Source organism: Aureimonas ureilytica DSM 18598 = NBRC 106430 (assembly GCF_000382705.1).
In the GTDB taxonomy this organism is placed as follows: Bacteria; Pseudomonadota; Alphaproteobacteria; order Rhizobiales; family Rhizobiaceae; genus Aureimonas; species Aureimonas ureilytica.
On the sequence record NZ_ARQE01000007.1, the window covers coordinates 21,373 to 44,805 of the forward strand.

At 67.1% G+C, this 23,433-nt stretch carries 21 protein-coding genes and 1 pseudogene; 9 read left to right on the forward strand and 13 right to left on the reverse strand.

Annotation, left to right across the window (positions count from 1 at the left end; all coding sequences use genetic code 11):
- The first annotated feature begins 12 nt into the window (after nt 1-12).
- Nucleotides 13-1,023: an LLM class flavin-dependent oxidoreductase gene (locus B146_RS0115265; RefSeq protein ID WP_019997325.1), complete on the forward strand. Its 1,011-nt coding sequence runs from the start codon at nt 13-15 to the stop codon at nt 1,021-1,023.
- A gap of 270 nt (nt 1,024-1,293) precedes the next feature.
- Here the strand turns inward: B146_RS0115265 and B146_RS0115270 are convergent, their stop codons facing one another.
- The 6 genes from B146_RS0115270 to B146_RS0115295 form a co-directional block, all read right to left on the reverse strand.
- Nucleotides 1,294-2,814, reverse strand: a complete 1,521-nt coding sequence (locus B146_RS0115270) for a carboxypeptidase M32 (protein ID WP_019997326.1) — start codon at nt 2,812-2,814, stop codon at nt 1,294-1,296.
- Nucleotides 2,811-3,827, reverse strand: a complete 1,017-nt coding sequence (locus B146_RS0115275; RefSeq protein ID WP_019997327.1) for an ABC transporter ATP-binding protein — start codon at nt 3,825-3,827, stop codon at nt 2,811-2,813. The genes B146_RS0115270 and B146_RS0115275 overlap by 4 nt, the downstream gene beginning before the upstream one ends.
- A complete protein-coding gene (locus tag B146_RS0115280) occupies nt 3,824-4,810 on the reverse strand; it encodes an ABC transporter ATP-binding protein (protein ID WP_019997328.1) in 987 nt (328 codons plus the stop codon). Before B146_RS0115280 ends, B146_RS0115275 begins: the two co-directional genes overlap by 4 nt.
- A complete protein-coding gene (locus B146_RS0115285; protein ID WP_019997329.1) occupies nt 4,807-5,715 on the reverse strand; it encodes an ABC transporter permease in 909 nt (302 codons plus the stop codon). Before B146_RS0115285 ends, B146_RS0115280 begins: the two co-directional genes overlap by 4 nt.
- Entirely contained in the window at nt 5,712-6,692 is a 981-nt protein-coding gene (locus B146_RS0115290; protein ID WP_019997330.1) for an ABC transporter permease, read from the reverse strand. The genes B146_RS0115285 and B146_RS0115290 overlap by 4 nt, the downstream gene beginning before the upstream one ends.
- 67 nt (nt 6,693-6,759) lie before the next feature.
- Nucleotides 6,760-8,331 carry an ABC transporter substrate-binding protein gene (locus B146_RS0115295; protein WP_019997331.1) on the reverse strand — a complete coding sequence of 524 codons (1,572 nt, stop codon included), beginning with the start codon at nt 8,329-8,331 and terminating at the stop codon, nt 6,760-6,762.
- Nucleotides 8,332-8,490: 159 nt separating this feature from the next.
- Here B146_RS0115295 and B146_RS0115300 point away from each other — a divergent pair, with 159 nt between their 5' ends.
- Genes B146_RS0115300 through B146_RS0115320 form a run of 5 tightly spaced genes read left to right on the forward strand, consistent with a single transcriptional unit; the run spans nt 8,491 to nt 12,901 of the window.
- The gene (locus B146_RS0115300) at nt 8,491-9,540 is read left to right on the forward strand and encodes a GntR family transcriptional regulator (RefSeq protein WP_019997332.1); all 1,050 of its coding nucleotides are present in this window, start codon (nt 8,491-8,493) and stop codon (nt 9,538-9,540) included.
- Nucleotides 9,488-10,189 (forward strand): creatininase family protein, encoded by a 702-nt coding sequence (locus B146_RS0115305; protein ID WP_019997333.1) that lies wholly within the window; start codon nt 9,488-9,490, stop codon nt 10,187-10,189. The genes B146_RS0115300 and B146_RS0115305 overlap by 53 nt, the downstream gene beginning before the upstream one ends.
- The gene (locus B146_RS0115310) at nt 10,186-11,214 is read left to right on the forward strand and encodes a ketopantoate reductase family protein (RefSeq protein WP_019997334.1); all 1,029 of its coding nucleotides are present in this window, start codon (nt 10,186-10,188) and stop codon (nt 11,212-11,214) included. The genes B146_RS0115305 and B146_RS0115310 overlap by 4 nt, the downstream gene beginning before the upstream one ends.
- A complete protein-coding gene (locus B146_RS0115315) occupies nt 11,205-11,954 on the forward strand; it encodes an SDR family NAD(P)-dependent oxidoreductase (RefSeq protein WP_019997335.1) in 750 nt (249 codons plus the stop codon). The genes B146_RS0115310 and B146_RS0115315 overlap by 10 nt, the downstream gene beginning before the upstream one ends.
- Before the next feature lie 23 nt (nt 11,955-11,977).
- Nucleotides 11,978-12,901 carry an isoaspartyl peptidase/L-asparaginase family protein gene (locus B146_RS0115320; protein ID WP_019997336.1) on the forward strand — a complete coding sequence of 308 codons (924 nt, stop codon included), beginning with the start codon at nt 11,978-11,980 and terminating at the stop codon, nt 12,899-12,901.
- A 291-nt stretch (nt 12,902-13,192) separates the two neighbouring features.
- Here the strand turns inward: B146_RS0115320 and B146_RS0115325 are convergent, their stop codons facing one another.
- Entirely contained in the window at nt 13,193-15,337 is a 2,145-nt protein-coding gene (locus B146_RS0115325; protein WP_019997337.1) for a TonB-dependent siderophore receptor, read from the reverse strand.
- A gap of 160 nt (nt 15,338-15,497) precedes the next feature.
- Here B146_RS0115325 and B146_RS0115330 point away from each other — a divergent pair, with 160 nt between their 5' ends.
- From B146_RS0115330 to B146_RS30280, 3 genes and pseudogenes are all read left to right on the forward strand, one after another.
- A complete protein-coding gene (locus tag B146_RS0115330) occupies nt 15,498-16,388 on the forward strand; it encodes an alpha/beta hydrolase (protein WP_019997338.1) in 891 nt (296 codons plus the stop codon).
- 133 nt (nt 16,389-16,521) lie between these two features.
- Nucleotides 16,522-17,076: a sugar O-acetyltransferase gene (locus B146_RS0115335; RefSeq protein WP_019997339.1), complete on the forward strand. Its 555-nt coding sequence runs from the start codon at nt 16,522-16,524 to the stop codon at nt 17,074-17,076.
- Between the two features lie 44 nt (nt 17,077-17,120).
- Nucleotides 17,121-17,336: pseudogene (locus tag B146_RS30280) on the forward strand (DDE-type integrase/transposase/recombinase); the annotation flags it as partial.
- A gap of 183 nt (nt 17,337-17,519) precedes the next feature.
- Here B146_RS30280 and B146_RS0115340 read toward each other — a convergent pair.
- The 6 genes from B146_RS0115340 to B146_RS0115365 all read right to left on the reverse strand — a co-directional run bounded on the left by B146_RS0115340 (nt 17,520) and on the right by B146_RS0115365 (nt 23,431).
- Complete coding sequence (locus B146_RS0115340; protein ID WP_019997340.1) at nt 17,520-18,803, reverse strand: NAD(P)/FAD-dependent oxidoreductase; 1,284 nt, start codon at nt 18,801-18,803, stop codon at nt 17,520-17,522.
- A gap of 11 nt (nt 18,804-18,814) precedes the next feature.
- Nucleotides 18,815-19,543, reverse strand: a complete 729-nt coding sequence (locus tag B146_RS0115345; protein WP_019997341.1) for an amino acid ABC transporter ATP-binding protein — start codon at nt 19,541-19,543, stop codon at nt 18,815-18,817.
- Nucleotides 19,540-20,193, reverse strand: coding sequence for an amino acid ABC transporter permease (locus B146_RS0115350; RefSeq protein WP_019997342.1), 654 nt, complete (start codon nt 20,191-20,193; stop codon nt 19,540-19,542). The genes B146_RS0115345 and B146_RS0115350 overlap by 4 nt, the downstream gene beginning before the upstream one ends.
- Before the next feature lie 27 nt (nt 20,194-20,220).
- Nucleotides 20,221-20,964: an ABC transporter substrate-binding protein gene (locus B146_RS0115355; protein WP_019997343.1), complete on the reverse strand. Its 744-nt coding sequence runs from the start codon at nt 20,962-20,964 to the stop codon at nt 20,221-20,223.
- Nucleotides 20,961-21,773 carry an IclR family transcriptional regulator gene (locus B146_RS26285; RefSeq protein WP_081631005.1) on the reverse strand — a complete coding sequence of 271 codons (813 nt, stop codon included), beginning with the start codon at nt 21,771-21,773 and terminating at the stop codon, nt 20,961-20,963. The genes B146_RS0115355 and B146_RS26285 overlap by 4 nt, the downstream gene beginning before the upstream one ends.
- Before the next feature lie 494 nt (nt 21,774-22,267).
- Entirely contained in the window at nt 22,268-23,431 is a 1,164-nt protein-coding gene (locus B146_RS0115365) for a glutathionylspermidine synthase family protein (protein ID WP_019997345.1), read from the reverse strand.
- Nucleotides 23,432-23,433: the final 2 nt, after the last annotated feature.

The window sequence follows — 23,433 nt, forward strand, 5'->3', positions numbered from 1 at the left end:
GAACGCCCCTTCATGCCCCTGTCCCATATCGAGCATGTCGCCTTTCTCGTCCCCGGCAATTACGAGGACGAGGACCCGCGGCGCGGCCTGGACGACACGCTCGGCCTTTTCGCGCTTGGCGAGACCTTGGGTTACGCCAGCGCCTGGGTGCGCCAGCGCCATCTGGAGCGCGGCGTCTCCTCCGCCGCCACGTTTCTGGCCGCCGCCACGCAACGCACGACGCGCATTGGCCTCGGGACGGCCGTCATTCAGCTCGGCTACGAGAACCCGTTTCGTCTGGCCGAAGACCTGTCGACCGTCGATGTCCTGTCGGGCGGGCGGCTCCAGGTCGGCGTGTCCGTCGGCCCGCCCCCCTTCGCGTCCCTGATCTCGGGTTATGTCGATCCGGCGGAGGGCGCGGATTACGGCCACGGGCGGGCCGAGCGGCTGGCCCGCGCCCTCTCCGGCGAACCCCTGTCTCGGGAGCCTCTCAGCGGCAACGCGGCCGGCGCGCAACTGCCGCGCCTTCGACCGCACGCCCCGGGCCTGACCGAGCGCCTCTGGTATGGCGGCGGCTCGCAGGCCTCCGCCGCCTGGGCGGGGGCTGCGGGCTTCCATCTTCTGACCGGCAACATCGTCAGCGGCGAGGGCACGGATGATTTCGCCATCGCGCAGATGGCCCTGGTCGACCGCTTCCGCCGCGAATGGTCACGGGGACGCCTGCCTCGGGTCGCGCTCGGACGGGTCATCCTGCCGACCGACGGCGCCTCGCCCGCGACGCGTCGGCGTTTCCAAGCCTTCGCCGCCTCGCGCCAAGAGCGCACGCTGACGCCCCAGGGAAGTCGCCGCACGTTGTTCCGCCCCGACATCGTCGGCTCCTGCGAGGCCATCCTGGACGAACTCGCGCGCGACCCCGTTCTGCCCTTCGTCTCGGAACTGCGTCTCGAACTCCCCTACGAGTTCGATGTCGAGGACTATGCCCAGATCCTTGCGGATTTCGCTGGGCTGTTCACCCCAGACAAGATCCGGTCGCGACCGGCCTGATCGACCAGGCGTGGCCTGTTGCCGATGGCTTCCGTCTGAATCGTCTCGCCTTGCGACCCGACCCTTTGCTGTGGTCGGACGGGAGACGGTTGGTCCCGACCCGTGAAACGGGTTCGGACTGCGCGAGACTTTTCGGGCACGATTTCTCGATGATGGGAGGGGGCCGATGCCGATGCCGACGGCTGCGACCTGTGTCGTGACGGCTCTCCCCGGTGAAGGCGATCAGGATGGGGCTGACCGCGCCGCGCCGTCAGGACGCGGACCATCCCATCAGCGATCAGGGTCCGCGAACTTCGCTTCGAGATAGCGCAAGTATGGCCCGGGCGTCAGCGCCTCGCCCGTCGCCTCGCGCAGGATCTCGTCGCGAGACCGCGAGCGGCCATGCCGGCAGACGGCATTCGTCAGATGGTCGCGCAGCCGGCCATAGTCACCCTCCGTCAAACCCTCGTCGAGACCGGGGTCCTTCGCGCGCAGGGCTTCCATGAGCTGGGCGGCCATGACGTTGCCGATCGTGTAGGTGGGGAAGGAGCCGAAATAGCCCGAAGACCAGTGGACGTCCTGCAGGCAGCCGCGCCGGTCGTCCGGCACTTCCAAGCCGAGGTCGCGGCGGACCGCCTCGTTCCAGGCTCCGGGCAGATCGCACGGCAGCAGCGAGCCATCCATCAGGGCAGCCTCGATCTCGGCGCGCAGCATGACATGAAGATCATAGGTGAGCTCGTCCGCCTCGACGCGAATGAAGCCCGGTTCGACATAATTGACGGCGCGGGTGAAGCGCTCGGGCGACACGTCATCGACAAGACCCGGGAAATGCGACTTCAGGCGTGGAAGATTGCGCTGCCAGAAGGGAAGAGAGCGGCCGACATGGTTCTCCCACAGTCGCGATTGCGATTCGTGCGCGCCAAAGCTCGTGCCACCGACCGCGTAGAGGAGGATCAGGTCGGTCGCAAAGACCGTGCGGGTCAGATTCGGCGAGACGTTCTGCTCGTAGAGCCCGTGGCCCGCCTCGTGCATCGTTCCGAAGAGAGCGCCAGGCAGGAATTCTTCGCGGTAGCGCGTCGTGATGCGCACGTCGCTTCGCGTCAGCGAAATCTCGAAAGGGTGCACGGCCGTGTCGATCCGGCCGCGCCCGAAGTCGTAGCCGGTCAGCTCGGCGAATTCGCGGCATAGCGCGCGCTGCGCCTCGACGGGAAAGCGCCGGTCGAACAGGTCGTCGCGCGCCCGCCCCCGCGCCGCGTCCAGGATCGGAAGGATGCCGGCGCGCAGGGTGGAGAAGAATGCCTTGATCGAGCCGGCGGTTTCTCCGGGCTCGTAGAGCGCGACCATGGCGCTATAGGGGTGGCCGTCATGGCCGATCGCCTCCGCGCTCTCGCGGGCGAGCGCGACGCTTTCGGTGAGATAGGGAAGAAACAACGCGAAATCATTGGTCTCGCGCGCCTTCGCCCAGGCCGCCCCGGCCACGGGGCCAAGTTCGGCCTGGCGTCGCAGCATGGCGCCGTCGACGCGTTCATGGTGAGCGATGGCGGCCTGGACGGTGAGCGCCGCGCGGCGGCTCAGGTCGTCGTCAGCCCACCCCTCCGTTTCGATGAGGAGGCCGTCGACCGCCCGCCGGGTCGCGGTCGACATGAGGCGATCGCGCGCGAGTCCCTTCAGCGTCGCGATCTGCTGCCCGCGCGTCTGGGCGCCGCCCGTCGGCATCATCGTGCGGTTGTCCCACTGAAGCAGGGCGACGGCACACAGGATGTCGTTGATTGCACCGATCTCTTCGGCCAGGACCTCGCTCGCGCGGCTCATGCTGCTCCTCCCGTTCCACCGTCATGCAGGTGACAGGCGGCGCGATGACCCCGCGCCGCCTCCTTCAGCTTGGGCACTTCGACGCGGCAGCGCGGGCCGGCGTGCGGGCAGCGCGGATGGAACGTGCAGCCGGGCGGAGGGGCGATCGGCGAGGGAATCTCGCCCCGGATCGGCCGGAAGCGTGCACGGCCCGCACCGATGCGCGGCACGCTCTCGAAGAGCGCCTGGGTGTAGGGGTGCAGAGGCTCGGAATAGATCGCCTTCACCGAAGCCAGTTCCACGATGCGGCCGAGATACATGATCGCGACCCGGTCGCTGACATGGCGCACCACGCCGAGATCGTGGCTGACGAAGAGCGCGGTGAGGCCGAGCGAGGCGCGCAGGTCCTGGAACAGATTCAGCACCTGCGCCTGGATCGACACGTCGAGCGAGGCGACCGGCTCATCCAGAACCAGGAGGTCGGGGCGCATGGCCAGCGCCCGGGCGATCGCCACGCGCTGGCGCTGGCCGCCCGAGAACTGATGCGGCAGCCGGTCGGCATAGTCGGCATCGAGGCCGACCTGCGACAGGAGTTCTCGCACATAGGTCCTGGCGTCGCGCGACGGCACGATCCCGTGGAGCTTCGGCCCTTCCCCGATCGTGTCGCCAACGGAGCGGCGCGGGTTGAGGGAGGCGAAAGGGTCCTGGTGGATCATCTGGACACGCGTCGTGACCTTCGAGATCTGGCCGCGATGTTCGATCGCGACGGGCCCGCCCTCGAAGGCGAGCTGCCCTTCGCTCGGCACGGTGATGCCCGACACCATGCGCCCGAGCGTGGACTTGCCGCATCCGGACTCGCCGACGATGCCGACCACCTCGCCCCGGCTGACGGACAGATCGACCTCGTTGACGGCGCGCACGACCACGGGCTTCGCCCCACCTCGGAACGCCCCGGCGAGGCGCTCGCCAAGACCGGGGTGACGGGTGAAGCGTTTGGACACGCCCGACAGTTCGAGAAGCGTATCCGCCCTCATGCGACGACCTCCAGCGGATGGTGGCAGAGAACGGATTGCGAGCCGAACTCGTGGATCGGCGGCTCCGAACGACACTGGTCGGAGCGTCGCACGCAGCGCGGCTGGAAGGGGCAGCCCTTGGGAAGATTGGCGAGAGAGGGAGTCGAGCCCGGGATCTGCGGCAGACGCTCGCCCGGCTCCGTCTCCCCCGGAACCGAATCGATGAGGCCGCGCGTGTAGGGGTGGCGCGGCGTCGCGATCACGGCCTCGGCAGGCCCGCGCTCGACGATCCGGCCCGCATACATGACGCAGATGTCGTCCGCGAGGCTGGAGACGACGGCCAGATCGTGCGTGATCCAGACCACCGCCGTGCCGGTTTCATCGGCGAGACGCCGGATTTCGGCGAGGATCTGCCCTTGGATCGACACGTCGAGCGCGGTGGTCGGCTCGTCGGCGATGATCACGGCGGGCTTGTGCAGGAGGGCGATGGCGATGGCCACGCGCTGGCGCATGCCGCCCGAGAGCTGGTGTGGATAGGCGCGCAGGCGCTCGGCCGGTGAAGGGATGCCGACCGTCTCCAACGCCCGGCGGGACCGCTCGGTCGCCTCCGCCTTCGAGACCCTGGCATGGGCGAGCACCGCCATGCGCATCTGATCGCCGATCGTCAGAACCGGGTTCAGCGTCATCATCGGGTCCTGGAAGACCATGGCGACGCGGTTGCCGCGCATGCGGCGCTGCTCAGGCTTCGAGAGGGCGCGCATGTCGACGCCCTCGACGCGCACCTCGCCGCTGGAGACCTCCCCCGGCTCGTCCACGAGGCCTATGATCGAGAAACCGGTCACGCTCTTGCCCGATCCGCTCTCGCCCACGAGGCCGAGGATGCGGCCGCGCTCGACGCGGAAGCTGACGCCGTTCACCGCCGTCAGCGGACCCGCGCGCGTATCGAAGCGTGTCACAAGGCCCCGAACGTCGAGAGCCGGGCTTGCCTCCCTCGCCGCGCTCATCGGCGGCGCCTCGGATCGAGGAGATGGCGCACCCGGTCGCCCACGAGGTTGATCGCGATCACCGCGATCATCAGGGCGACGCCGGGATAGATCGACAGCCAGTGGCGGTCGGAATGGATGTACTTGAAGCCATTGGAAATGAGCGAGCCAAGCGAGGGTTCGGTGAGGGGGAGGCCGACGCCCAGGAAGGAGAGCGTCGCCTCCAGCGCGATGGCGCTCGCCACCTGCACGCTCGCCACGACGATCAGCGGCGGCAGGACGTTGGGCAGGAGGTGGCGGAACAGAACGCGGCTCGTGGGAAGCGGCGTCGATCGCGCCGCCTCGATATAGTCCTTGCGCCGCTCGGCGGATGCCGCGCCGTGCGTGGTGCGGGCGAAATAGGCGTATTGCGCGATCACCAGCGCGACGATGATCTGCGCGAGGCCCTGCCCGAGCACGGCCACCAGCACGAGCGCGAGCAGGATCGCGGGCATGGAGAGCTGCAGGTCGACGATGCGCATGAGCAGCGCCTCCAAGCGGCCGCCGAAATAGGCGGCGCTGAGGCCGACCACGACGCCGGCGGCGAGCGCCAGAAGGTTGGCGGTGAGGCCAATCACGAAGCTCGTGCGCAACCCGTAGAGGATGGCGGACAGCATGTCGCGGCCGACATTGTCCGTGCCGAGCCAGTGCACGTATTCGCCCGATCCGACCTCGCCCGGCGGCAGGAAGGCGTCCGCCCAGTCCAGCGCCGCCATGTCGTAGGGGTCCTGAGGCGTCAGCCAGGGCGCGCCGAAGGCGGCGACCAGCAGCAGTGCGATCACGACGAGGGCCAGCACCGCCACCGGCGAGCGGCGGTAGTCGCTCCAGATCTGGCGAAGGCGCAGGGTGCGGGTCTCGGCGGGCGGGGCGATGGCGGCGACGCTCATTCGCTCGCTCCCCCGCCCAGCCGCACGCGCGGGTCGAGCCGTGCGTAGACGAGGTCGACCGTGAAGTTGATCAGCACGAAGAGGATCACGACGAGCACGAGGTAGGCGACCATGACGGGGCGGTCGAGTTGGAGGATGGAATCGATGATCAGCTTGCCCACGCCCGGCCAGTTGAAAACGCTCTCCGTGACCACCGCGAAGGCGAGCGTCGAGCCAAGCTCGAGGCCGAACACGGTGACCAGCGGGATCGAGATGTTCTTGAGGACGTGCGAGCGCACGATGCGCCCTTCCGAGAGGCCCTGCGCGCGGGCAAAACGCACGTACTCGGCGCCCATCGCCTCCACCATGCCGGCGCGCGTCAGGCGGATCATCAGGCCCATGTTGAAGAGCGACAGGTTGATCGCCGGGAGGATCACGTGGCTCCAGCCATCCGCGGTGGCGAGCGAGGTGGGGATGCCGAAGAGCGAGCCGACCGCGCCGCGCCCGCCGGACGGCAGGACGCCGAGTTCGACCGCGAAGGTCATGATGAGGATCATGCCGATCCAGAAGGTCGGCACGGAGAAGCCGAGCACCGAGAAGGCCATGATCGCCTTGGCGGGCACCGATTCCGGCCGGTAGCCGGCATAGAGGCCGAGCGGCACGCCGACGCCGGTCGCGATCGCGACCGAGACGAGGACGAGTTCCAGCGTCGCCGGCAGGCGCGAGAAGATGAGATCCACCACCGGCACGTTGTAGATCAGGCTGCGGCCGAGATCGCCGGTGGCAACGCCGGCGAGGAAGTTCGCATACTGGCGCCAGAGCGGCAGGTCGAGACCGTATTGCGCGATCAGCGCCGCGCGCGTCGCCTGATCGGCGCCCGGGTCGATCAGGACGTCGATCGGGTTGCCGATGGCGTAGACGCCCACGAACACGATGATCGACATGGCGAAGACGACGATAACGGCCTGGAAAAGGCGCTGGAGGACGAAGCCGGCCATCGCGGACCTTTTGTCGAGGGGAATGAAACCCGGCACTGCGCGTCGCGCAGCGCCGGGAATGCGGATCTTACTTCGCCGGCTTGATCAGGTAGGCCAGGGTCTCCTGGTCGACGCGCGGCTGGAAATCGACCGTATCGGCCTTGGCGGCCCACACCGTCTGCAGGATCACGGTCGGGATCAGGGCGCGATCTTCCATGGCGATCTTCGACGTCTCCTCGAAGATCTTGCGGCGCTTCTCGTCGTCCAGTGTGCGCTGGCCCTCCTCGAAGAGCGTGTCGAACGCCTTGTTGGAGTATCCCGTGCGGTTGAAGGCGCCAAGGCCCAACGCCTTGTCGGCGGTGTGGACCATCGATCCGTAGGTGTAGGACGCCTCGCCCGTGATCGTGCCCCAGGCCGACATCTGGACCGAGTAGTCGCCGCGCTGCGAGGCGGGGAAGAAGACCGTGCCGTTCAGGGCGTTGGCATTCACCTTGAGGCCGGCCCGCGACCACATCTGGGCGAGCGCCTCGCACACCACCGAGTCGCCCGGCACGCGGTTGTTGGTGCAGGTGAAGTCGAACTCGAAGCCGTTGGGATATCCGGCCTCGGCAAGAAGCGCCTTGGCGCCCTTGAGATCGTATGTGGGCTCGGAGAGTTCGGTGGAGTAGCCGAAGAAACCCTCCGGCATCAGCTGGTTCGCCGGCTTGCCGAGACCTTCCAGGACGACGCGCACCAGCGTCTTGCGGTCGATCGCCTTGTCGAGCGCGGTGCGCACCTTGAGGTCGGCGAACGGGTTGGCATCGACTTCCTTGCCGTCGACCTTCACCTTCTGGGGCAGGGTCGCCCCCTGAACGGGCTGAACGTTCAGGATGTAGAGCGAGTCGGAGATGAACGTCTCCATGCTTCCGTCGCCCTTGATCGCCTGGTAGTCGCTCGCCGGGACATAGTTGATCAGGTCGACGCCGCCCGAGCGCAGGGCTGCGACGCGGGCGGCGTCGTCGGGGATCTCACGGCGCACCACGCGCTGCCAGTGGGGCTTCTCGCCCCAGTAATCCTCGTTGCGCTCGGCGACGAAATCGCCCTTGGGCGTCCAGGACACGAACTTGTAGGGTCCCGACCCGATCGCCTTGGCGCCGGAGTTGAACGCGTCGTTCTTGGCCTCGCCGGTGGACTTCGGCACGATGAAGAGGCGGATGAAGTCGTTGGGCAGCGACGGTGCGGTGCCATTGGTCGTGACGCGCAGTGTATACGGATCGACGACCTCCACCGACTTCACACGCTTGGTGTAGATCGTCGTCGACATGGGGCCGGTGACCTGCGGAATGCGCTCAATCGAGAACTTCACGTCTTCGGCGGTCAACGGCTCGCCATTGTGGAATTTGACGCCGTCGCGGATCTTGAACTCCCACGTATCCTCGCCCGTCGGGGTCCACGACGTGGCGATGGCCGGCTGGAGCTGCAGGTTGTTGTCGACGCCGACCAGCGTGTCGAAGACATGGCGAAGCGTTTCGGCCTGGCTGCCGAGCGTCGACCAGTGCGGGTCGATCGAATCGGGGCCGGCCCGGACGCCGATCGTCAGCGTCTGGGCCTCGGCCGCCAAGGGCGCGGCCATCATCAGCGCGAGCGTGGCGATCGAAGCGTGCAGGAACTTGCGTGACATGCCGGCGAACCCCTTGAGTGTTATATTATGCCATAACACTAGGGAGCGTTTCCAGCGCCGGTCAAGTCCAAATTTACGCCAGATTTATGCTGCAACTGCACAATTCTAGAGCTTTAATCCGGCTTGATGCCGCCGATGTAATGGTGCACTGATACATACATGAGCAATCTCGACACGCAGTTGGAACAGGTGGCAAACCGCATCGCGGCAGCGATCGACCGTGGCCTGTCGGTGCCGGTCAGCGTCCAGCTTCGCGGCGCCCTGGAATACGGCATCGCGTCGGGCGACCTGCCGGCCGGTTCCCAGTTGCCGTCCGTGCGCGCGCTCGCGGCCCGCCTCGGCGTATCGCCGGTCACGGTGTCGGGCGCCTATGCCGCCCTCCGCGCTTCGGGGCTGATGGAAGGGCGTGTCGGCGCCGGCAGCTTCGTCACGAGGGGCGCCACCCCCGCGGCGGGTGGCGGAGACGCCCATCGCCTGCTCCAGACACGGATCGAGGATCTCGTCGAACTGGCGGAAGGGCTCGGGCTCGATCGCCAGGAGCTCCTGCTGCGCGTCGCCAACGCGCGGGCGCGCCCGCGAGCCCTGCGCATCCTGATGCTCGGCATCTTTCCGGAAGCGACGCAAAGCTACGCGGCGGTTCTGCGCACGCACCTGCCGGAGCGGGACGAGGTGCTGGCCGCAACGCTGCGCGACGCGCAGGACACGCGGCCCGCGGGCATCGATCTCGTGGTGACGCCGCTCAACGTGCGCGCCGAAGCGCAACGCCTCTTTCCGGGCCTGCCTGTGGTCGGCATGACCTTCATCCCGACCGAAACGACGCGCATCGAGCTGGCGCGGATCGCGCCCGAGGCGCGCGTCGCCGTGGTCTCGTATTTCGCCGAATTCCTGGCGCTCATGCGCGCCGGCATCCTGCGCTTCGCTCCGCACGTCTCGGCGACCGACGCGTGCCTGTGGGATGCGCCCGAGATCGACGAGGTCCTCGACCGGTGCGAGGTGCTGATCTTCGCCACCGGGGCCGAGAGCCTGCGCGAGCGCCTGTCGGCCGGTCAGAGGGCCATCGAATACCGCCACACCCCCGATCCCCACGCGATCCGAACCGAACTCCTGCCGGCCATGAAGGCGCGGCGCGAGACGCCCAGCATCGAGGAAGCCTCCGTTGAAGATAGAAGACAGCAACTGGTTCGAGATCGAAGCCTATCTGAAGCATGACGACCGCTGCGTGCTGCCGCTCGGCTCGACCGAGCAGCATGCCTATCTCAGCCTGTCGGTCGATTCGATCCTGGCCGAGCGCATGGCGACCGAGGCGGCGGAACCCCTCGGCGTGCCGGTCTTTCCGGTTCTCGCCTATGGCCTGACGCCCTATTTCAACGCCTATCCCGGCACGGTCTCCCTGCGCACGGTCACCTACATGGCCGTGGTGCGCGACATTCTCGACAGCCTCTACCGCAGCGGCTTCCGGCGCGTCCTCATCGTCAACGGGCACGGCGGCAACTCGCCCGTGCAGCCGGTGACCATGGAATGGATGGACGAGCGGCCCGGCGCCCGCGCCCGCTTCCACAACTGGTGGAACGCGCCGCGCGCCTGGGCCAAGGTGCAGGAGATCGACCCGAAGGCCAGCCACGCGTCCTGGATGGAGAACTTCCCCTGGACCCGCCTGCCCGGACGGCCCGTTCCCGGCGAGCAGAAGCCGATGGCCGACTTCGACCGGCTGAAGGACCGGTCTGCCGAAGGCGTTCGCGAACTCGTGGGCGACGGCAACTACGGCGGCTACTATCAGCGCGACGACGCCGAGATGGAGGCTCTCTGGCGCGTGGGCGTCGAGGAAACGCGCTCGCTTCTGGACGGAGACTGGCGTTGAACCGGTCCGGCGAGCCGATCCTGATCTGGGGCGCCGGTGCGATCGGCGGCGTCCTCGGCGCCTATCTTCAACGTGCCGGGCAGGATGTTCTCCTGGTGGATGTCGCAGGCGATCACGTCGAGGCGATGAACCGCGACGGGCTGGCGATCGAGGGGCCGGTCGAGGCGTTCCGCCAGAGCGTCCGCGCCTGTACGCCCGCAGAGGTCGAGGGCCGTTTCCGTCGCACGGTTCTGGCCGTGAAGGCCCATCACACCGAGGCCGCGCTCGACATGCTCGCCCCGCACGTCGCGCAAGACGGCTTCGTCGTCTCGGCCCAGAACGGGCTCAACGAGACCGTCATCGCGAAACGGCTCGGCGCCGCGCGCACCATGGGCTGCTTCGTGAACTTCGGGGCCGACTGGCAGGCGCCCGGCCGCATCCTCTACGGCAACCGAGCCGCCATGGCGCTCGGCGAACTCGACGGCGCCGCGACGCCTCGCCTGACGCAAATGCACGAGCTCTTCCGGCTCGTCGAGCCGCAGGCCGTGATGACCGACAACATCTGGGGCTATCTCTGGGGCAAGCTCGCCTATGGCGCGCTCCTCTTCGCGACCGCCTTGACCCATGACTCCATGGCCGACGCCCTCGCACGCGAAACGCACTTTCCCGTCTTCGACACGCTTGGAAGCGAAGTGATGAGCCTTGCACGGGCCGAAGGCGTGGCGCCGCTCGGATTCAACGGGTTCGACCCCGACGCCTTTTCCGGAGCGCCGGGCTCCGAGGCCGCACGGCGTTCGGTCGCCGCCATGGCCGAGCACAATCGCCACACCGCCAAGACCCATTCCGGCATCTGGCGCGATCTGGCCGTTCGCAAGCGCCAAACCGAGGTCGACGCGCAGGTTCTGCCGCTCGTCGCGATCGGGGGGCGTCACGGCATCGCGACGCCCGCTCTGTCGCGCCTCGTCGAACTCGTGCACGATCTCGAGGCCGGCCGCCGGGAGCAGTCGCTCGCCACTCTCGACGAGATGTTGCCCGCATGCGCCTGAGCCTTGCGGACCGCCGCTTCGTCGTGACCGGCGCCTCGCAGGGCATCGGCCGGGCCATTGCCGCCCATCTCGTCGCTTCGGGTGCGCGTGTCGCCGTTCTCGACATCGACGCCGCCGGCCTCGATGCAGTCGAAGGCGCGACCGCGCGCATCGCCGCCGACCTCGGCCAGCGCAAGGACGCGCAGCGCGCCATCGCCGAAAGTGCCGCGGCGATGGGCGGCCTCGACGGTCTCGTCACTGCTGCCGGCGGCGTGCGGGGCCAGGTCGGGCGACCGCTCGAGACGATCGCGGAAGAGGACTTCGCCGCAATCCTCGACGCCAACCTGATGAGCGCGCTCTGGTGCGCGCAGGCGTCCCTGCCCTTCCTGAAACAGTCCGAGGCAGGCCGCATCGTCACGATCTCCTCGGGCGCCGGACTGCGGCCGAGCCTGACCGGCATCCAGGCCTATGCCTCGGCCAAGCACGCGCTCGTCGGGCTGACGCGTCAGCTCGCGCTGGAGCTTGGGCCCGCCGGCATCACCGTCAACTCCGTCGCGCCGGGCTTCGTCCTGTCGAACCCCTCCACCGAGCGCCAGTGGGACGCGTTCGGCCCCGAGCGGCAGGCCGAGGTCTTGAAGGGCACCCACATGCGGCGCCTCGGCACACCCGACGATATCGCGGCGGCCGCCCTGTTCCTCCTCAGCCTCGAAGCCTCCTGGATCACCGGACAGATCCTGTCGGTGGACGGCGGACGCGCGTGAGACCGTTTGAAGAAAGCCATGCCATGACCGACACTTTCGCTCTTGCCGTTCACGGCGGCGCCGGCACCATCGGGCGCGCGGCGCTGACACCGGACATCGAACGAGCCACCCATGCCGGCCTCGCCCGTGCGCTGGAGGCCGGCGCCGCGGTCCTGCGCGACGGCGGCGCGGCGCTCGACGCGGTGACGGCGGCGGTCTGTGCGCTGGAGGACGAGCCCCTCTTCAATGCCGGACGGGGTGCCGTGTTCACCAGCGCCGGCCGCCATGAGATGGACGCCGCCGTCATGAACGGTGCCGACCGGCGCGCCGGAGCCGTGGCCGGTCTCTTCGGCCCGCGCAACCCGGTCCGGGCTGCCCGCGCCGTCATGGAGCGGACGCCCCACGTCGTCCTGATCGGCGAGGCGGCGGAGCGTCTGGCGCGGGATGCGGGCCTGCCCTTCGAGGAGGCGGGCTACTTCTTCACGCAGAAGCGCTGGGACGCGCTGCAGGAAACACTGGCGTTGCGGGCGCGCGGCGAAACGTCGAAGGACGCCTCGGTCAGGCACGGCACGGTCGGCGCCGTCGCGCGCGACCGGCTCGGCAACCTCGCGGCCGCAACCTCGACCGGCGGGATGACAGGCAAGGCGCCGGGGCGGGTCGGCGACACGCCGGTGATCGGCGCGGGGACGCTCGCCGACGATGTCTGCGCCGTCTCCGGGACCGGCCATGGCGAAGTCTTCATCCGCTTCGGCGCCGCCGCCGAGATCTCGGCCCGCATGCGCCACCTCGGCGAAAGCCTGGATATGGCGACGGCCCATGTCGTTCATCGCATTCTCGCGCCCAATGACGGGTCCGGCGGCCTCATCGCGGTCGACCGGCACGGAAACGTCGCGCTGCCCTTCAACTCCGAAGGCATGTATCGCGGTTACGTCAAAGGCGACGGGACGCCCGTGACGTCGATCTTCTGACCGGCGCCCTCGGCGTTTGCAGGCCGTGTCGACGCGTCGATGGGTCCGCGAGCCCGCAAGGCCCTGCCTCGTGGGTTCCGGAACGGCGCCGGTCGGCGCAGCGCAAGGGACTGAAAGCGCGGGCCGGCCCGTTTGCGTCCCTCGGGCGGTCTCGCGTGCCGCCCGGAAGCGGTCATTCCGACGACAACAGGATGACCGTCCGATGAGCGCGATCGACCGATCGGCAGCCTTGCGGGCCCATGCCATTCGGCCCGATCACGCTGGCGATCCATCCTGTTCTCTTGCCTTCGGTTAGAAGCGGTAGCGCAGGGAACCAATGACCTGGCGTCCTTCGGTGTAATAGCCGAAGCCGCCCGCGAAGACCGGGTCGCGCTTGTCGAAGACGTTGCGGACGTTGATCTGCGCCTCGGCCCCTTCCAGCTGTGCGTTCAGGCGCCGGAAGTCGTAGGAGGCCTTGGCATCCACCAGGAACCGGTCGTCGTTGCGGAACGTGTTGGTGTCGTCGCCGTAGCTTTCACCGTCATAGCGCAGGCCGAGCCCCACACCCAGCCCTTCGGCCGGACCCTCGGCGAACGTGTAGGCGCCCCAGAGCGACACGCTGTGCTCGGGGATGCCGGAGGGCACCTTGCCCTGGTTGTCGCCCTGCGTGATCTCGAGGTCGAGATAGGTGTAGGCGAGCGTCAAGTCGATGCCGAGCGGAAGGCTCGTCGCGGCCTCGAGCTCGACGCCTTGCGAGCGAACCTCGCCGCGCTGAATCTGGAAGTTCTGGTTGACGGGGTCGGCGGCCAGGACGTTGGTCTGGACGATATGGAACACGGCCGCGCCGGCAGTCAGGTTCAGGTCGCTCGGCCGGTACTTCAAGCCCGCCTCGACCTGCTCGCCCTCGCTCGGTTCGAAGGACGCGCCCTCGAAGCTGCGCCCGATGGTCGGCGCGAACGAGGTCGAGTAGCTGAGGTAGGGCGACAAGCCGTTGTCGAAGAGGTAGCCCAGCCCGACGCGTCCGGAGAATTGGCTGTCGCGCTGTTCGGCATCGGTTCCAAGGCCGTTATTGGCCCGGTCCTGCGTGTCGAGCCAGTCGTGGCGTCCTCCGAGCGTCAGGACGAAGCGGTTCCACTCGACCTGGTCCTGGACATAGAGGCCGACCTGATCCTGGCGCGTCGTGACGTCGTAGAAATTGTAGCTCGGCCGTCCGATGAACTGCTGACCGTAGTTGAAGGTGACGAGGCTGAGGTCGGGAGCGGTCCCGAAGCCGATCTTGTGGCGCACGTCGACCGCGGTGTAGTCGAGCCCCGTCAGGAGCGTGTGCTCCAGCGCGCCCGTTGCGAACTTCGCCTCGGCCTGGTTGTCGATCGCGAAGGAGTCGAGCTTGTCGTTCACGACGACCGCCGAGCGGGACGCGCTCAGGCGATCGGGCCGGATGAAGCCGATCGTGGTGTAGGGCGAATCGGTGTAGATATGGGCGTAGCGCACGTTCTGGCGCAGGGTCCAGGTCTCGTTGAACTCGTGCGAGAGTTCGTAGCCTGCGCGTCCCTGATCCTGCAGGAAGGTGCCAAGCGCAGGATCGCCCGACTCGATGCCGGTAAAGCGGCCGTTCTCGTTGTAGATGCCCGGGTTGCCGCCGACCTCGTAATGCGAATACTCGCCCAGAAGCGTGAAGGACGTCGCAAGGTCCTCGGAGCGGAATGTCAGCGCGGGCGCGATGTAGATCCGGTCGTCGGGGACCGAGCGAAGGTCGGTGTCGGCGCTGCGCGCCAAGCCCGTCAGGCGATAGAGGACGTTGTCGTTCCCGTTCACCGGGCCCGACACGTCGAACTGGGCCTGGTAGCGGTTGTTGTTGCCGATCTGGGTCTGGACCTCGTGGAAGGGCTGATCCGTCGGTCGCTTGGTGACGAGGTTGACGATGCCGCCGGGCGAGCCGCCTCCGTAGAGCACCGAGCTCGGCCCTTTCAGCACGCTGATCGCCTCCAGGCCGTAGGGCTCGGTCTTGAACAGGGAGAAGACGCCGTTCAACTCGCGCAGCCCGTCCCGGTAAACGCCCGTATAGGTGACGTCGAAGCCGCGGATGTAGAAGGCGTCGAACCGGTTGTCCAAGCCGAACGCGTCGACGCGAACGCCGGGCGTGTAGGTGAGCGCCTCCTTGAGCGTCTGGACGCGGCGGTCGTCGAGCTGCTGGCGCGTGACGACGTTGACGGTCTGGGGGACCTTGGCGAGCGGGGTGTCGGTCTTGGTTCCGACGCGGGCCGAGGTTGCGACATAGCCATCCTGCTGGACGCCTCCCCCCACGCCCACGCTCGGATTGCCGCCGACACCGTCCACGACCACCGTATCGAGCGTCACCGCGTCCTGGGCAGTGGCCGGCACGGCCGCGCAGATCGCAACGAGGGATACGCTGAACATTCCGAGGCGAAGGAGGGACAGATCGGAGTGCGAAGACATGAAGGTGGGCCTCGGAGATGCGAAGAAGAATTCAGGGCTCCCAGCTATGAAACGTGATTTTTTGAGTCAACATTTGTTCAGGCCTTGATCACGGTCTCTCCCGCATAAAATCACTCGCGCTTACGGATTGCCGATCGGTGCAGCAGAAAGGTCACGCGTCTTGACCCCGTTCCAGCCTTCCCTCCAGCCCGTCGGTCTCGCCGAGACCCAGTTCTTCGATCTGCCGAGCGCGATCGAAGCGGGGGTCTGGCGCATCTTCGTCCATATTCCCTCTGGTCCGGTGCCCGAGGACGGATGGCCTCTGCTCGCGATCACCGACGGGAACGCGATGATCGCGACCGCCGTCGAGACCCTTCGCTTGCAGGGCGCCCATCCAGGCGCGACCAACGTCACCCCGGGGGTCGTTGTCGCCATTGGCTATCCGGGTCCGGGCACGCACGACCCGTTGCGCCGCGCCTTCGATCTTTCGCCGCCGCCCGGTCGCACCTATCCGCCCTTCACCCCGGACGGGCCGCCGGTCCTCACGGGCGGGGCCCGCCGCTTCCTCGACGTGCTGGAGAACGAGGTCCTGCCGATCGTGGAAAGGCTCGCTCCGCTCCACGCGACGCGCCGCACACTGTTCGGCCATTCATTCGGCGGCCTCTTCGCGCTCTACGCCCTGTTCGAGGGAACCCGAAGCTTCACGCGCTTCGTGGCGGCCAGTCCGACCATCTACTGGGAAGACGCCATTCTCCTGGAGGCCGAGCGACGCTTCGTCGCGACGTTCGTCCCCGAGCCAGAACGCAAGATCGTCGTCCATCTGGGGGCGGGAGAGTTCGAGGGCGACGCGCTCGCGCCTTTTCAGCTCGACCGCGACGACACGCAAGCCCGACTGGCCAAGGCCAGGCTCGCACGAACGCTCGATCTGACCCACGAGATGGCGATGCGTCTCCAGATGTTACCCGACTTCAGGGTTCACTACGAGCGCTATGGGAACGAGACCCACATGTCGGTGCTGCCGATCGCGGTCTCGCGGGCGCTCCGCACGGCATTCGAGAACCATCCCGCATAGCCTCTCTGGCGCGTCCGCTTCGTTCAGCCTCTGATCCGAAAGCGGCCCATCGGTTTTCGACCCGTCCCTGTCCTTCCCCGGTCGCCGCGACATATCTCGACGCGGACATCGCGACCAAAGGAAACTCTTGGGCATGACGACGCAGAAGGAGCGGATGCTCGCGGGCGAGAACTACATGGCGAGCGATCCCGAACTCGCTACAGCCCACGCCCGTGCGCAAACCCTTCTCGCCTGCTTCAACGCCTTGCAGGGCGACAATGTCGACGGGCTGACCGGCATTCTCGGCCAACTGCTCGGGCATCTCGGCGAAGGCGCCATCGTCAAGCCGACGCTGCGCTGCGACTATGGGTGGAACATCTCGATCGGCGCGCGCAGCTTCGTCAACTACGACTGCGTCCTTCTCGACTGCAACACGATCACCATCGGCGAGGAGGTCCAGATCGCGCCGGGGGTCCACATCTACACCGCCACGCATCCGCTCGATGCCGCGACGCGGCGGGCTGGCTGGGAGTCCGCCCTTCCCGTCGTGATCGGGAGCGGAGCATGGCTCGGCGGACGGTCGATCGTGTGCCCGGGGGTGACGATCGGCGAGAATACCGTGGTCGGTGCCGGAAGCGTCGTGACGAAGGATCTTCCGGCAAATGTCCTAGCCGTCGGGAGCCCTTGTCGCGTGATCCGCTCGATCTGAGGCTCCAGCACCCGGCCGAGCTCACGGCGGCTTTCAGCCAGCGTGTGCGGAAGGCAGACCGGACCGACAAGAACCCGGCCACCAACGAGGCGATCGCCATGCCGAGCCGGGAGGGGCGGCGCGCACCCTATTGCCGGCATCGGCAGGTCAAATATCCGAACGACCGCCTCGAGTCCGACCCCGGCGGGCTGACGCAGCGCATCCGTCCGGTCAGGGGCTTCCAGTCGCAGGAGACGGCGCACAAGGCGATCCGGGGTTTCGAGACGATGCGGGATGGGTCCGGACGGGTCCGTTCCGCTGGATGCTGGACAGTCTCGCTGGCGGATCGGACGGCTCTTCCGGGTGTTCAACGCCCGCGACGCGAACAGGACGGGATCATCGCGACCCGACGGGCGGTCTGCAACCCAGCCTCCGGCGAACCCTCGTCAGGCGATACGGACGGCTCAGGACACGATGTCGGCGAACTTGTAGTAGGCCAGCGTGGCGGAGACGTACAATTTCCGAAGGGCATGAAACGGGATCGCCTCGATATCCACCACGGGCAGCGGAAGACGGTTCGGGTCGCCCGACACCAGGTAGTCGCCGATCCACTCGCCCATTTTCGACTGCAGCGCGACGCCCCGTCCCTGGCAGCCGACGAGGATCAACAGTCCGTCGGCCGGACGATGGAGATGCGGCAGAAAATCCCGCGTGATCGCGACGCGGCCACCCCAGCGGAACTCGATCGGCTGGTCCGAAAGAACGGGATACGCGCGGGTCAGCATGCGTTCCACATGGCGATAGTCGGCTGGCGATCTCGGTTCGGCGAACGTGCCGCGTCCCCCCATGATGAAACGCCCCTCGCGATCCCGCCGGAAGTAGGACAGCAGCCGTCTCGTATCCGAGGCAACGACACCATCCCGCAAGATGGTCGCGCTGAGGTTCGAGGCCAGAGGGGTCGTCGCGACCTGGAAGCTGTTGGCGGCAATCATCGACTGTTCGAGCTTCGGCCAAAGTCCCGTCGAATGCGCATTGGTGCACACGATCACGTCGCGGGCGGTGACGGCCGGGCCGAGATCGGTTCCGATCCGCCAGCGATCGCCCGTAGGTGTGAGGGCGGTCGCACGCGTGCGCGTCGCGACCTTCGCCCCTTCCTTCAGGGCGGCACGCGCCAAACCACGGGTGTAGCTGAGGGGTTGGACGCTGCCGCCGCGCCGATCGAGCCATCCGGCGTGATAGACGTCGGTGCCGAGACGCTCGGCCATCTCCTCGCGGGTCAGTTCCACGACGTCGGCGCCCAGCCGCTTCCATTGTCGGCAGCGATCCAGCGCGAGGGGTTCGGCAGCCGTCGAGTGGGCAGGCTGCGCCCATCCCGTGCGCGTGTCGTCGCAATCGATGCCGTGACGGTCGATCAGTTCGAAGACCTTGGCGGCCGTCGATCCGAAGAGTTCGGCCGCCCGCCTTCCCCCCTCTTCTCCGAAAAGCTTCACGAGCCCGTCGGGATCATACTTGATGCCGGGAATGACCTGCCCACCGCTTCGACCGGAGGCGCCCCAACCGATCTCGCCCGCTTCGATGACCTGAACGCTCCGCCCCGCCTCGGCAAGGTGCAGGGCGGTGGACAGACCCGCGTAACCGCCGCCGATCACGGCGACATCGACGGATATGTCGTCTGCGAGAGGTGAAGTGGCCGGCGGTTCCGCCGCGGTGGCAGCCCAGAGCGACGGGGGGAGTTCGAGCTTGGTCACGGATCGAATGCCTATTGTTTGAGAACGCGTCGAAGGAAGTCGCGCGTGCGTTCATGCCGCGGCTCGGTGAGAACCTCCTCGGCGGGTCCTTCCTCGACGATGAGGCCGCCGTCCATGAAGAGCACGCGGTCGCCGACCTCGCGGGCAAAGGCCATCTCATGCGTGACGACCAGCATGGTCATGCCCTCGTCGGCCAGTTCGCGCATCGCGCCGAGCACTTCTCCGACCAGTTCGGGATCGAGCGCGGAGGTCGGCTCGTCGAAGAGGATCGCCTTGGGCCGCATGGCGAGTGCCCGCGCGATGGCGACGCGCTGCTGCTGACCACCGGACAAGGCGGCCGGAAGATTGTTCGCCTTGGACGACAGGCCCATCTTCGCGAGGAGCTCGCGCCCATGCTCCTCGGCCTGAGCGCGTGGTTCGCCCTTCACGTGGATCGGGCCCTCCACGACGTTTTCGAGCGCGGTGCGATGGGGAAACAGGTTGAAACGCTGAAACACCATCGTGACGGACTGGCGCATGTCGCGGATCGAGGCGTCCCTGCGGTCCACCTTGGCGTCATCGATCGTGATGAGACCATCCTCGTAGCTTTCCAGCCCGTTGATGCAGCGGAGAAGCGTGGACTTCCCGGAGCCGGACGCGCCGATCAGGCAGACGACCTCGCCCTTCCGCACCTCGCAGTCGATACCCTTGAGGACCTCCAGCTTTTCGAACCGCTTGTGGACGTTCTGAAGTCGGATCATTGCGGGCTGTACCTCCGTTCCAGATAGGACGCGAGAACGATCAGCGGGATCGAGAGTGCGAGGTAGAGCAGGGCGACGAGCGTGTAGACGGTCATGTTGTCGAAGGTGGACGCAGCCACGAGCTTGCCCTGCATGGTGAGTTCGGCCACCGTGATGACGGATGCCTGCGAAGTATCCTTCAGCAGCATGATCATGGTGTTGCCGTAGGGCGGGAGGACCGTTCGGATGGCCTGAGGCAGGATGACCCGCCGCATCATCAGGGACCATTTCATCCCGATCGACTGGGCCGCCTCGATCTGCCCCTTGTCGATGGCTTCGAGGCCTGCCCGGAAGTTCTCGGCCATGTAGCAGGAATAGGCGATGCCCAGGCCGATCGCGCCGGCCTGGAATGCGCTCAGTTCGATACCGAACTCCGGTAGAACGAAGTAGATGTAGAAGAGCTGGACCAGGATGGGGATGCCGCGCACGGTGTTGACGACCGTCTTCGACACGAACACCAGCGGCCCGATGCCAGAATAGCGCATCAGTGCCCAGACCAAGCCGAGGACAGTCGAAACCACGAGCGCCGCGATTGTCAGCGAAACGGTGATCACGACACCCTGGAACAGGATAGGCAGGTACTGTCCTGCGGAGTGGATGGCTTGCATCATGCGATTGGCCCCCCGGTTCCTGCGCCCTTACTGGATGCCCCATTTGGCGGCGAGCGTGTCGACGGTGCCGTTCGCCTTGAGCTTGGCGAGGGCCGAATTCAGCCGGCCCAGCAATTCGGTCTCGCCCTTGCGCACGCCGAGAGCGACCGAGCCGACATACTGGCTCTCGTAGTCGGCGAGCTGGATGTTCGGGTAGCGACCCTGCGAAAGCTGGTAGGCCATGATCGGACGGTCGCCCATCCCGGCCTTGATGCGTCCGCGGTTCACTTCGGCGAGGATGTCGGCAAGGGAGTCGTAGACGCGCACCTCACCGAACTTGCCGGAGGCTCGCAGGTTCTCGAGGTAGACGGTCCCCTGCTGGACCCCGATGACCTCGCCGGCGAGTTCATCGAAGGAGGCGGACAGGGTTTGGCTTCCCCCCTTGGCCACGACGATCCCCTCGCCATACGGCAGGACAGGGTCGGAAAAGTCGATGACCTGCTTGCGGGCCTCCGTCGCCAGCATCGCGGCCGAGATGATGTCGATGCGGTTCGAGGTGAGGGCCGGGATCAGGGAGCCGAAATCCACCGGCTGGACCTGCGGTTCGAAGCCCGCCTCCTCGCCCACCGCCTTGACGAGATCGACCATCATGCCCTGGATCTGGTTCGATCCGACGTCGAGGAAGGTGAAGGGCACGCCGGTCGGCGTGGACCCGACCTTCAAGGGCTCGGCAGCCACGGGCGCGGCGAGCGTGACGAGAAGCGTGGCGGCGAGCAATGTCTTCCTGATCATGCCGAAGTCCTTTTTGCGAGGGGGTGTCGATTGGTATGCAGGTAGCTGCCCGAAGAGATCGATCGCACCGTCTGAATGAGCGTCGGTGCGAGTTCGGCTTCCATCCGGTCCATGGTCCAGCGGCTTGTCGGCCCTGAAATGTTGACGCAGCCCAGCGTCCTTCCGTCCGGTCCGATCACCGGCGCCGCGATATTGAGGTCGCCGACGTAGAACTCCTCCTCCGCCCGCGCGAAGCCGCGTTCGCGCGCTTCGTCGACCCGCTGCATGATCGCTTCGGGATCGGTGAGGGTCTTTGCGGTGAACGGGCGCTTCTGCGCGCCTTCGACGATCTTCCAGGCGTCCTCGCGCGGGAGGGTCGAGAGGAAGGCACGTCCGGACGCGGCGCAGTACATCGGAATGCGCGTGCCGAGCGGCATGTGGATGAAGAACTGCCGGTTGGCGGTGAACCGGGCAAGATAGACCATCTCGTCGCCGTCCGGTTCGGACAGGTTCACCGACTCGCCGCTCACATCATTAAGTTCGTGCAGATGCGGGTTCGCGCGCTCGATGAGCGGGTCCATCGAGAGGTAGTAGGTCCCGAACTCGAGCGAGCGCGGCGTCAGCCGCCAGCGCTTGGCCTCGTCCTTGCGAAGATGTCCCAGCACTTCGAGCGTGTGCGTGAAACGCTGCGCCGCGCTCTTGGTGATCCCGGCTTCGCCCGCGATTTCCGTGAGACTGAGAGACGCGCGCCCTTTGAAGGCGCGCAGGACATCGAACGCACGCTCGACGCTCTCTACGAACAATTTGCTCTCGCGGGGATCTTTGTCCAACAGAATATCGCTCTGCGCTACTTTAAACCTCTAGGCAATATTAGACGCAGAGCGATCGGGCCTTGTCAAATGCAATACCGCGGCAGGGCAGCTGCGCTCCAGAAAGGGAGGAAAGGTCGCGCAGCGCTGGCGCCGACCGCGGCTCGGCTTGCGAGCGGTTGCCCCCGACGGCGGAACAAGGCGAAAGGTTCTGGCACGACGCGCAAAGGCCGGCGCCGCCCCGACATCAAGCTGGACCGCGCCAAGAGCGGGTCGGGCTGTGTTGTCGTTTCCAGGGGCTCGAGGAAAACGGCCGCTCATCCGTCCAGATGCCGGAAAGCTGACTGTCGCCTTTTCACCCCATCATGCCGATCAGCCCGGCGGACGCGGGCGCTGGGAAGCAGCCCATGCGCTTTCGCGCCCGATCCTGCCGCTTCGTTTCGAAGGGCCAGGGCCGTTCACGTTGACGCTTCACGGTCGATCCGAAGGGCGCGATCGCGGGGTGGGACCGACGATCAATCCTGAATGACGTGCGGCACGAAGCGCGAAAGGTTGCGGGTGATGCGCGAGCGGTCCTCCCGGATGCCGAGCCCTGCCGCCTCGGTCCCGACGATCCAAGTGCCGAGCACGGCGAACTGTCCCTCGGCCTCGAACAAGGACGTCAACGCCTGGATGACGCTCCGGCCCGACCCATAGTCGCCGTCGGTCGCCTCGTCGGTCTCGCCGGCCTTGAGGATCGAGATGTTCTCGCCCTCGCGCGAGAAGAAAGGCTTGCGCACGCTGTGTTCGAGTGCCGCCGCCCTCGGATCGCCCTCGAAATAGGCCGGAAGGAGGTTCGGGTGACCGGGATGCCGCTCCCACAAGAGCGGCAGGATGCCCTTGTTGGACAGGATCGCCTTCCAGGCGGGCTCGACCCATTGCGTTCCGGACGCCGAAAGATGGGGCGCGAAGGGCTCGCGCATCATGTCTTCCCAGGGGTAGAGCTTGAAGCAGCGGTCGATCACGCGGTCCTGCGGATCGGTGAAGCGGCCCAGCGCGTCGACGCCGATCGCCGCCATGTCGATGAGCGCCGTGCGATGTCCGGCCTGAACCGCGCAGTCCATGAGATAGGCGGCGGTTCCGCGATCCTCGTCGCTCTCGGTCACCGCCGCGAAATGGAAGATGCGGTCGGCCGGAAAGGCGCCGAAGGCCGCGATCAGGCTTTCCTGCAGGAGGTTGAACTGATCGGCGTCGCCGGCAAGACGGCCGAGCTCGATCTGGTCGGTCAGCCAGTTGTGCTGGAAATAGGCCGCCTCGAAGATGCCCGTCGGCGTGTCGGCATTGTATTCCAGGAGCTTGGCCGGACCGCGCCCATCATAGGCGAGATCGAAGCGCCCGTAGAGCGAGGGTTCGCCGGAGGCGAAGGACCGGCGCACGAAGTCGAACTGCTCCGGCGGGATGTCGAGCTGGGCCATCAGCGCGTCGGACTGCGCCACCTCCGCCACGAGGTCGAGGCAGAGGTCGTGCAGAGCCTGCGTCGGGGCTTCGATCTCGTCCTCGATCTCGGCGAGGCTGAAGCGATAATAGGTGTCGTCGAGCCAGTAGGGCTCGCCGTACATCTCGTGGAAGCCGAAGCCGAAGCCGACGGCCTCGGCTTTCGCTTGCCAGCCCTCGCGCGGCTCGATCCGATGGCGCTCCATCC

Excerpts from the sequence above, each read along its gene's own strand:
- B146_RS0115265 (WP_019997325.1), top strand. The coding sequence starts at position 13 with ATGCCCCTGTCCCATATCGAGCATGTCGCCTTTCTCGTCCCCGGCAAT.
- B146_RS0115270 (WP_019997326.1), bottom strand. The coding sequence starts at position 2,814 with ATGAGCCGCGCGAGCGAGGTCCTGGCCGAAGAGATCGGTGCAATCAAC.
- B146_RS0115275 (WP_019997327.1), bottom strand. The coding sequence starts at position 3,827 with ATGAGGGCGGATACGCTTCTCGAACTGTCGGGCGTGTCCAAACGCTTC.
- B146_RS0115280 (WP_019997328.1), bottom strand. The coding sequence starts at position 4,810 with ATGAGCGCGGCGAGGGAGGCAAGCCCGGCTCTCGACGTTCGGGGCCTT.
- B146_RS0115285 (WP_019997329.1), bottom strand. The coding sequence starts at position 5,715 with ATGAGCGTCGCCGCCATCGCCCCGCCCGCCGAGACCCGCACCCTGCGC.
- B146_RS0115290 (WP_019997330.1), bottom strand. The coding sequence starts at position 6,692 with ATGGCCGGCTTCGTCCTCCAGCGCCTTTTCCAGGCCGTTATCGTCGTC.
- B146_RS0115295 (WP_019997331.1), bottom strand. The coding sequence starts at position 8,331 with ATGTCACGCAAGTTCCTGCACGCTTCGATCGCCACGCTCGCGCTGATG.
- B146_RS0115300 (WP_019997332.1), top strand. The coding sequence starts at position 8,491 with ATGAGCAATCTCGACACGCAGTTGGAACAGGTGGCAAACCGCATCGCG.
- B146_RS0115315 (WP_019997335.1), top strand. The coding sequence starts at position 11,205 with ATGCGCCTGAGCCTTGCGGACCGCCGCTTCGTCGTGACCGGCGCCTCG.
- B146_RS0115320 (WP_019997336.1), top strand. The coding sequence starts at position 11,978 with ATGACCGACACTTTCGCTCTTGCCGTTCACGGCGGCGCCGGCACCATC.
- B146_RS0115325 (WP_019997337.1), bottom strand. The coding sequence starts at position 15,337 with ATGTCTTCGCACTCCGATCTGTCCCTCCTTCGCCTCGGAATGTTCAGC.
- B146_RS0115335 (WP_019997339.1), top strand. The coding sequence starts at position 16,522 with ATGACGACGCAGAAGGAGCGGATGCTCGCGGGCGAGAACTACATGGCG.
- B146_RS0115345 (WP_019997341.1), bottom strand. The coding sequence starts at position 19,543 with ATGATCCGACTTCAGAACGTCCACAAGCGGTTCGAAAAGCTGGAGGTC.
- B146_RS0115350 (WP_019997342.1), bottom strand. The coding sequence starts at position 20,193 with ATGATGCAAGCCATCCACTCCGCAGGACAGTACCTGCCTATCCTGTTC.
- B146_RS0115355 (WP_019997343.1), bottom strand. The coding sequence starts at position 20,964 with ATGATCAGGAAGACATTGCTCGCCGCCACGCTTCTCGTCACGCTCGCC.
- B146_RS0115365 (WP_019997345.1), bottom strand. The coding sequence starts at position 23,431 with ATGGAGCGCCATCGGATCGAGCCGCGCGAGGGCTGGCAAGCGAAAGCC.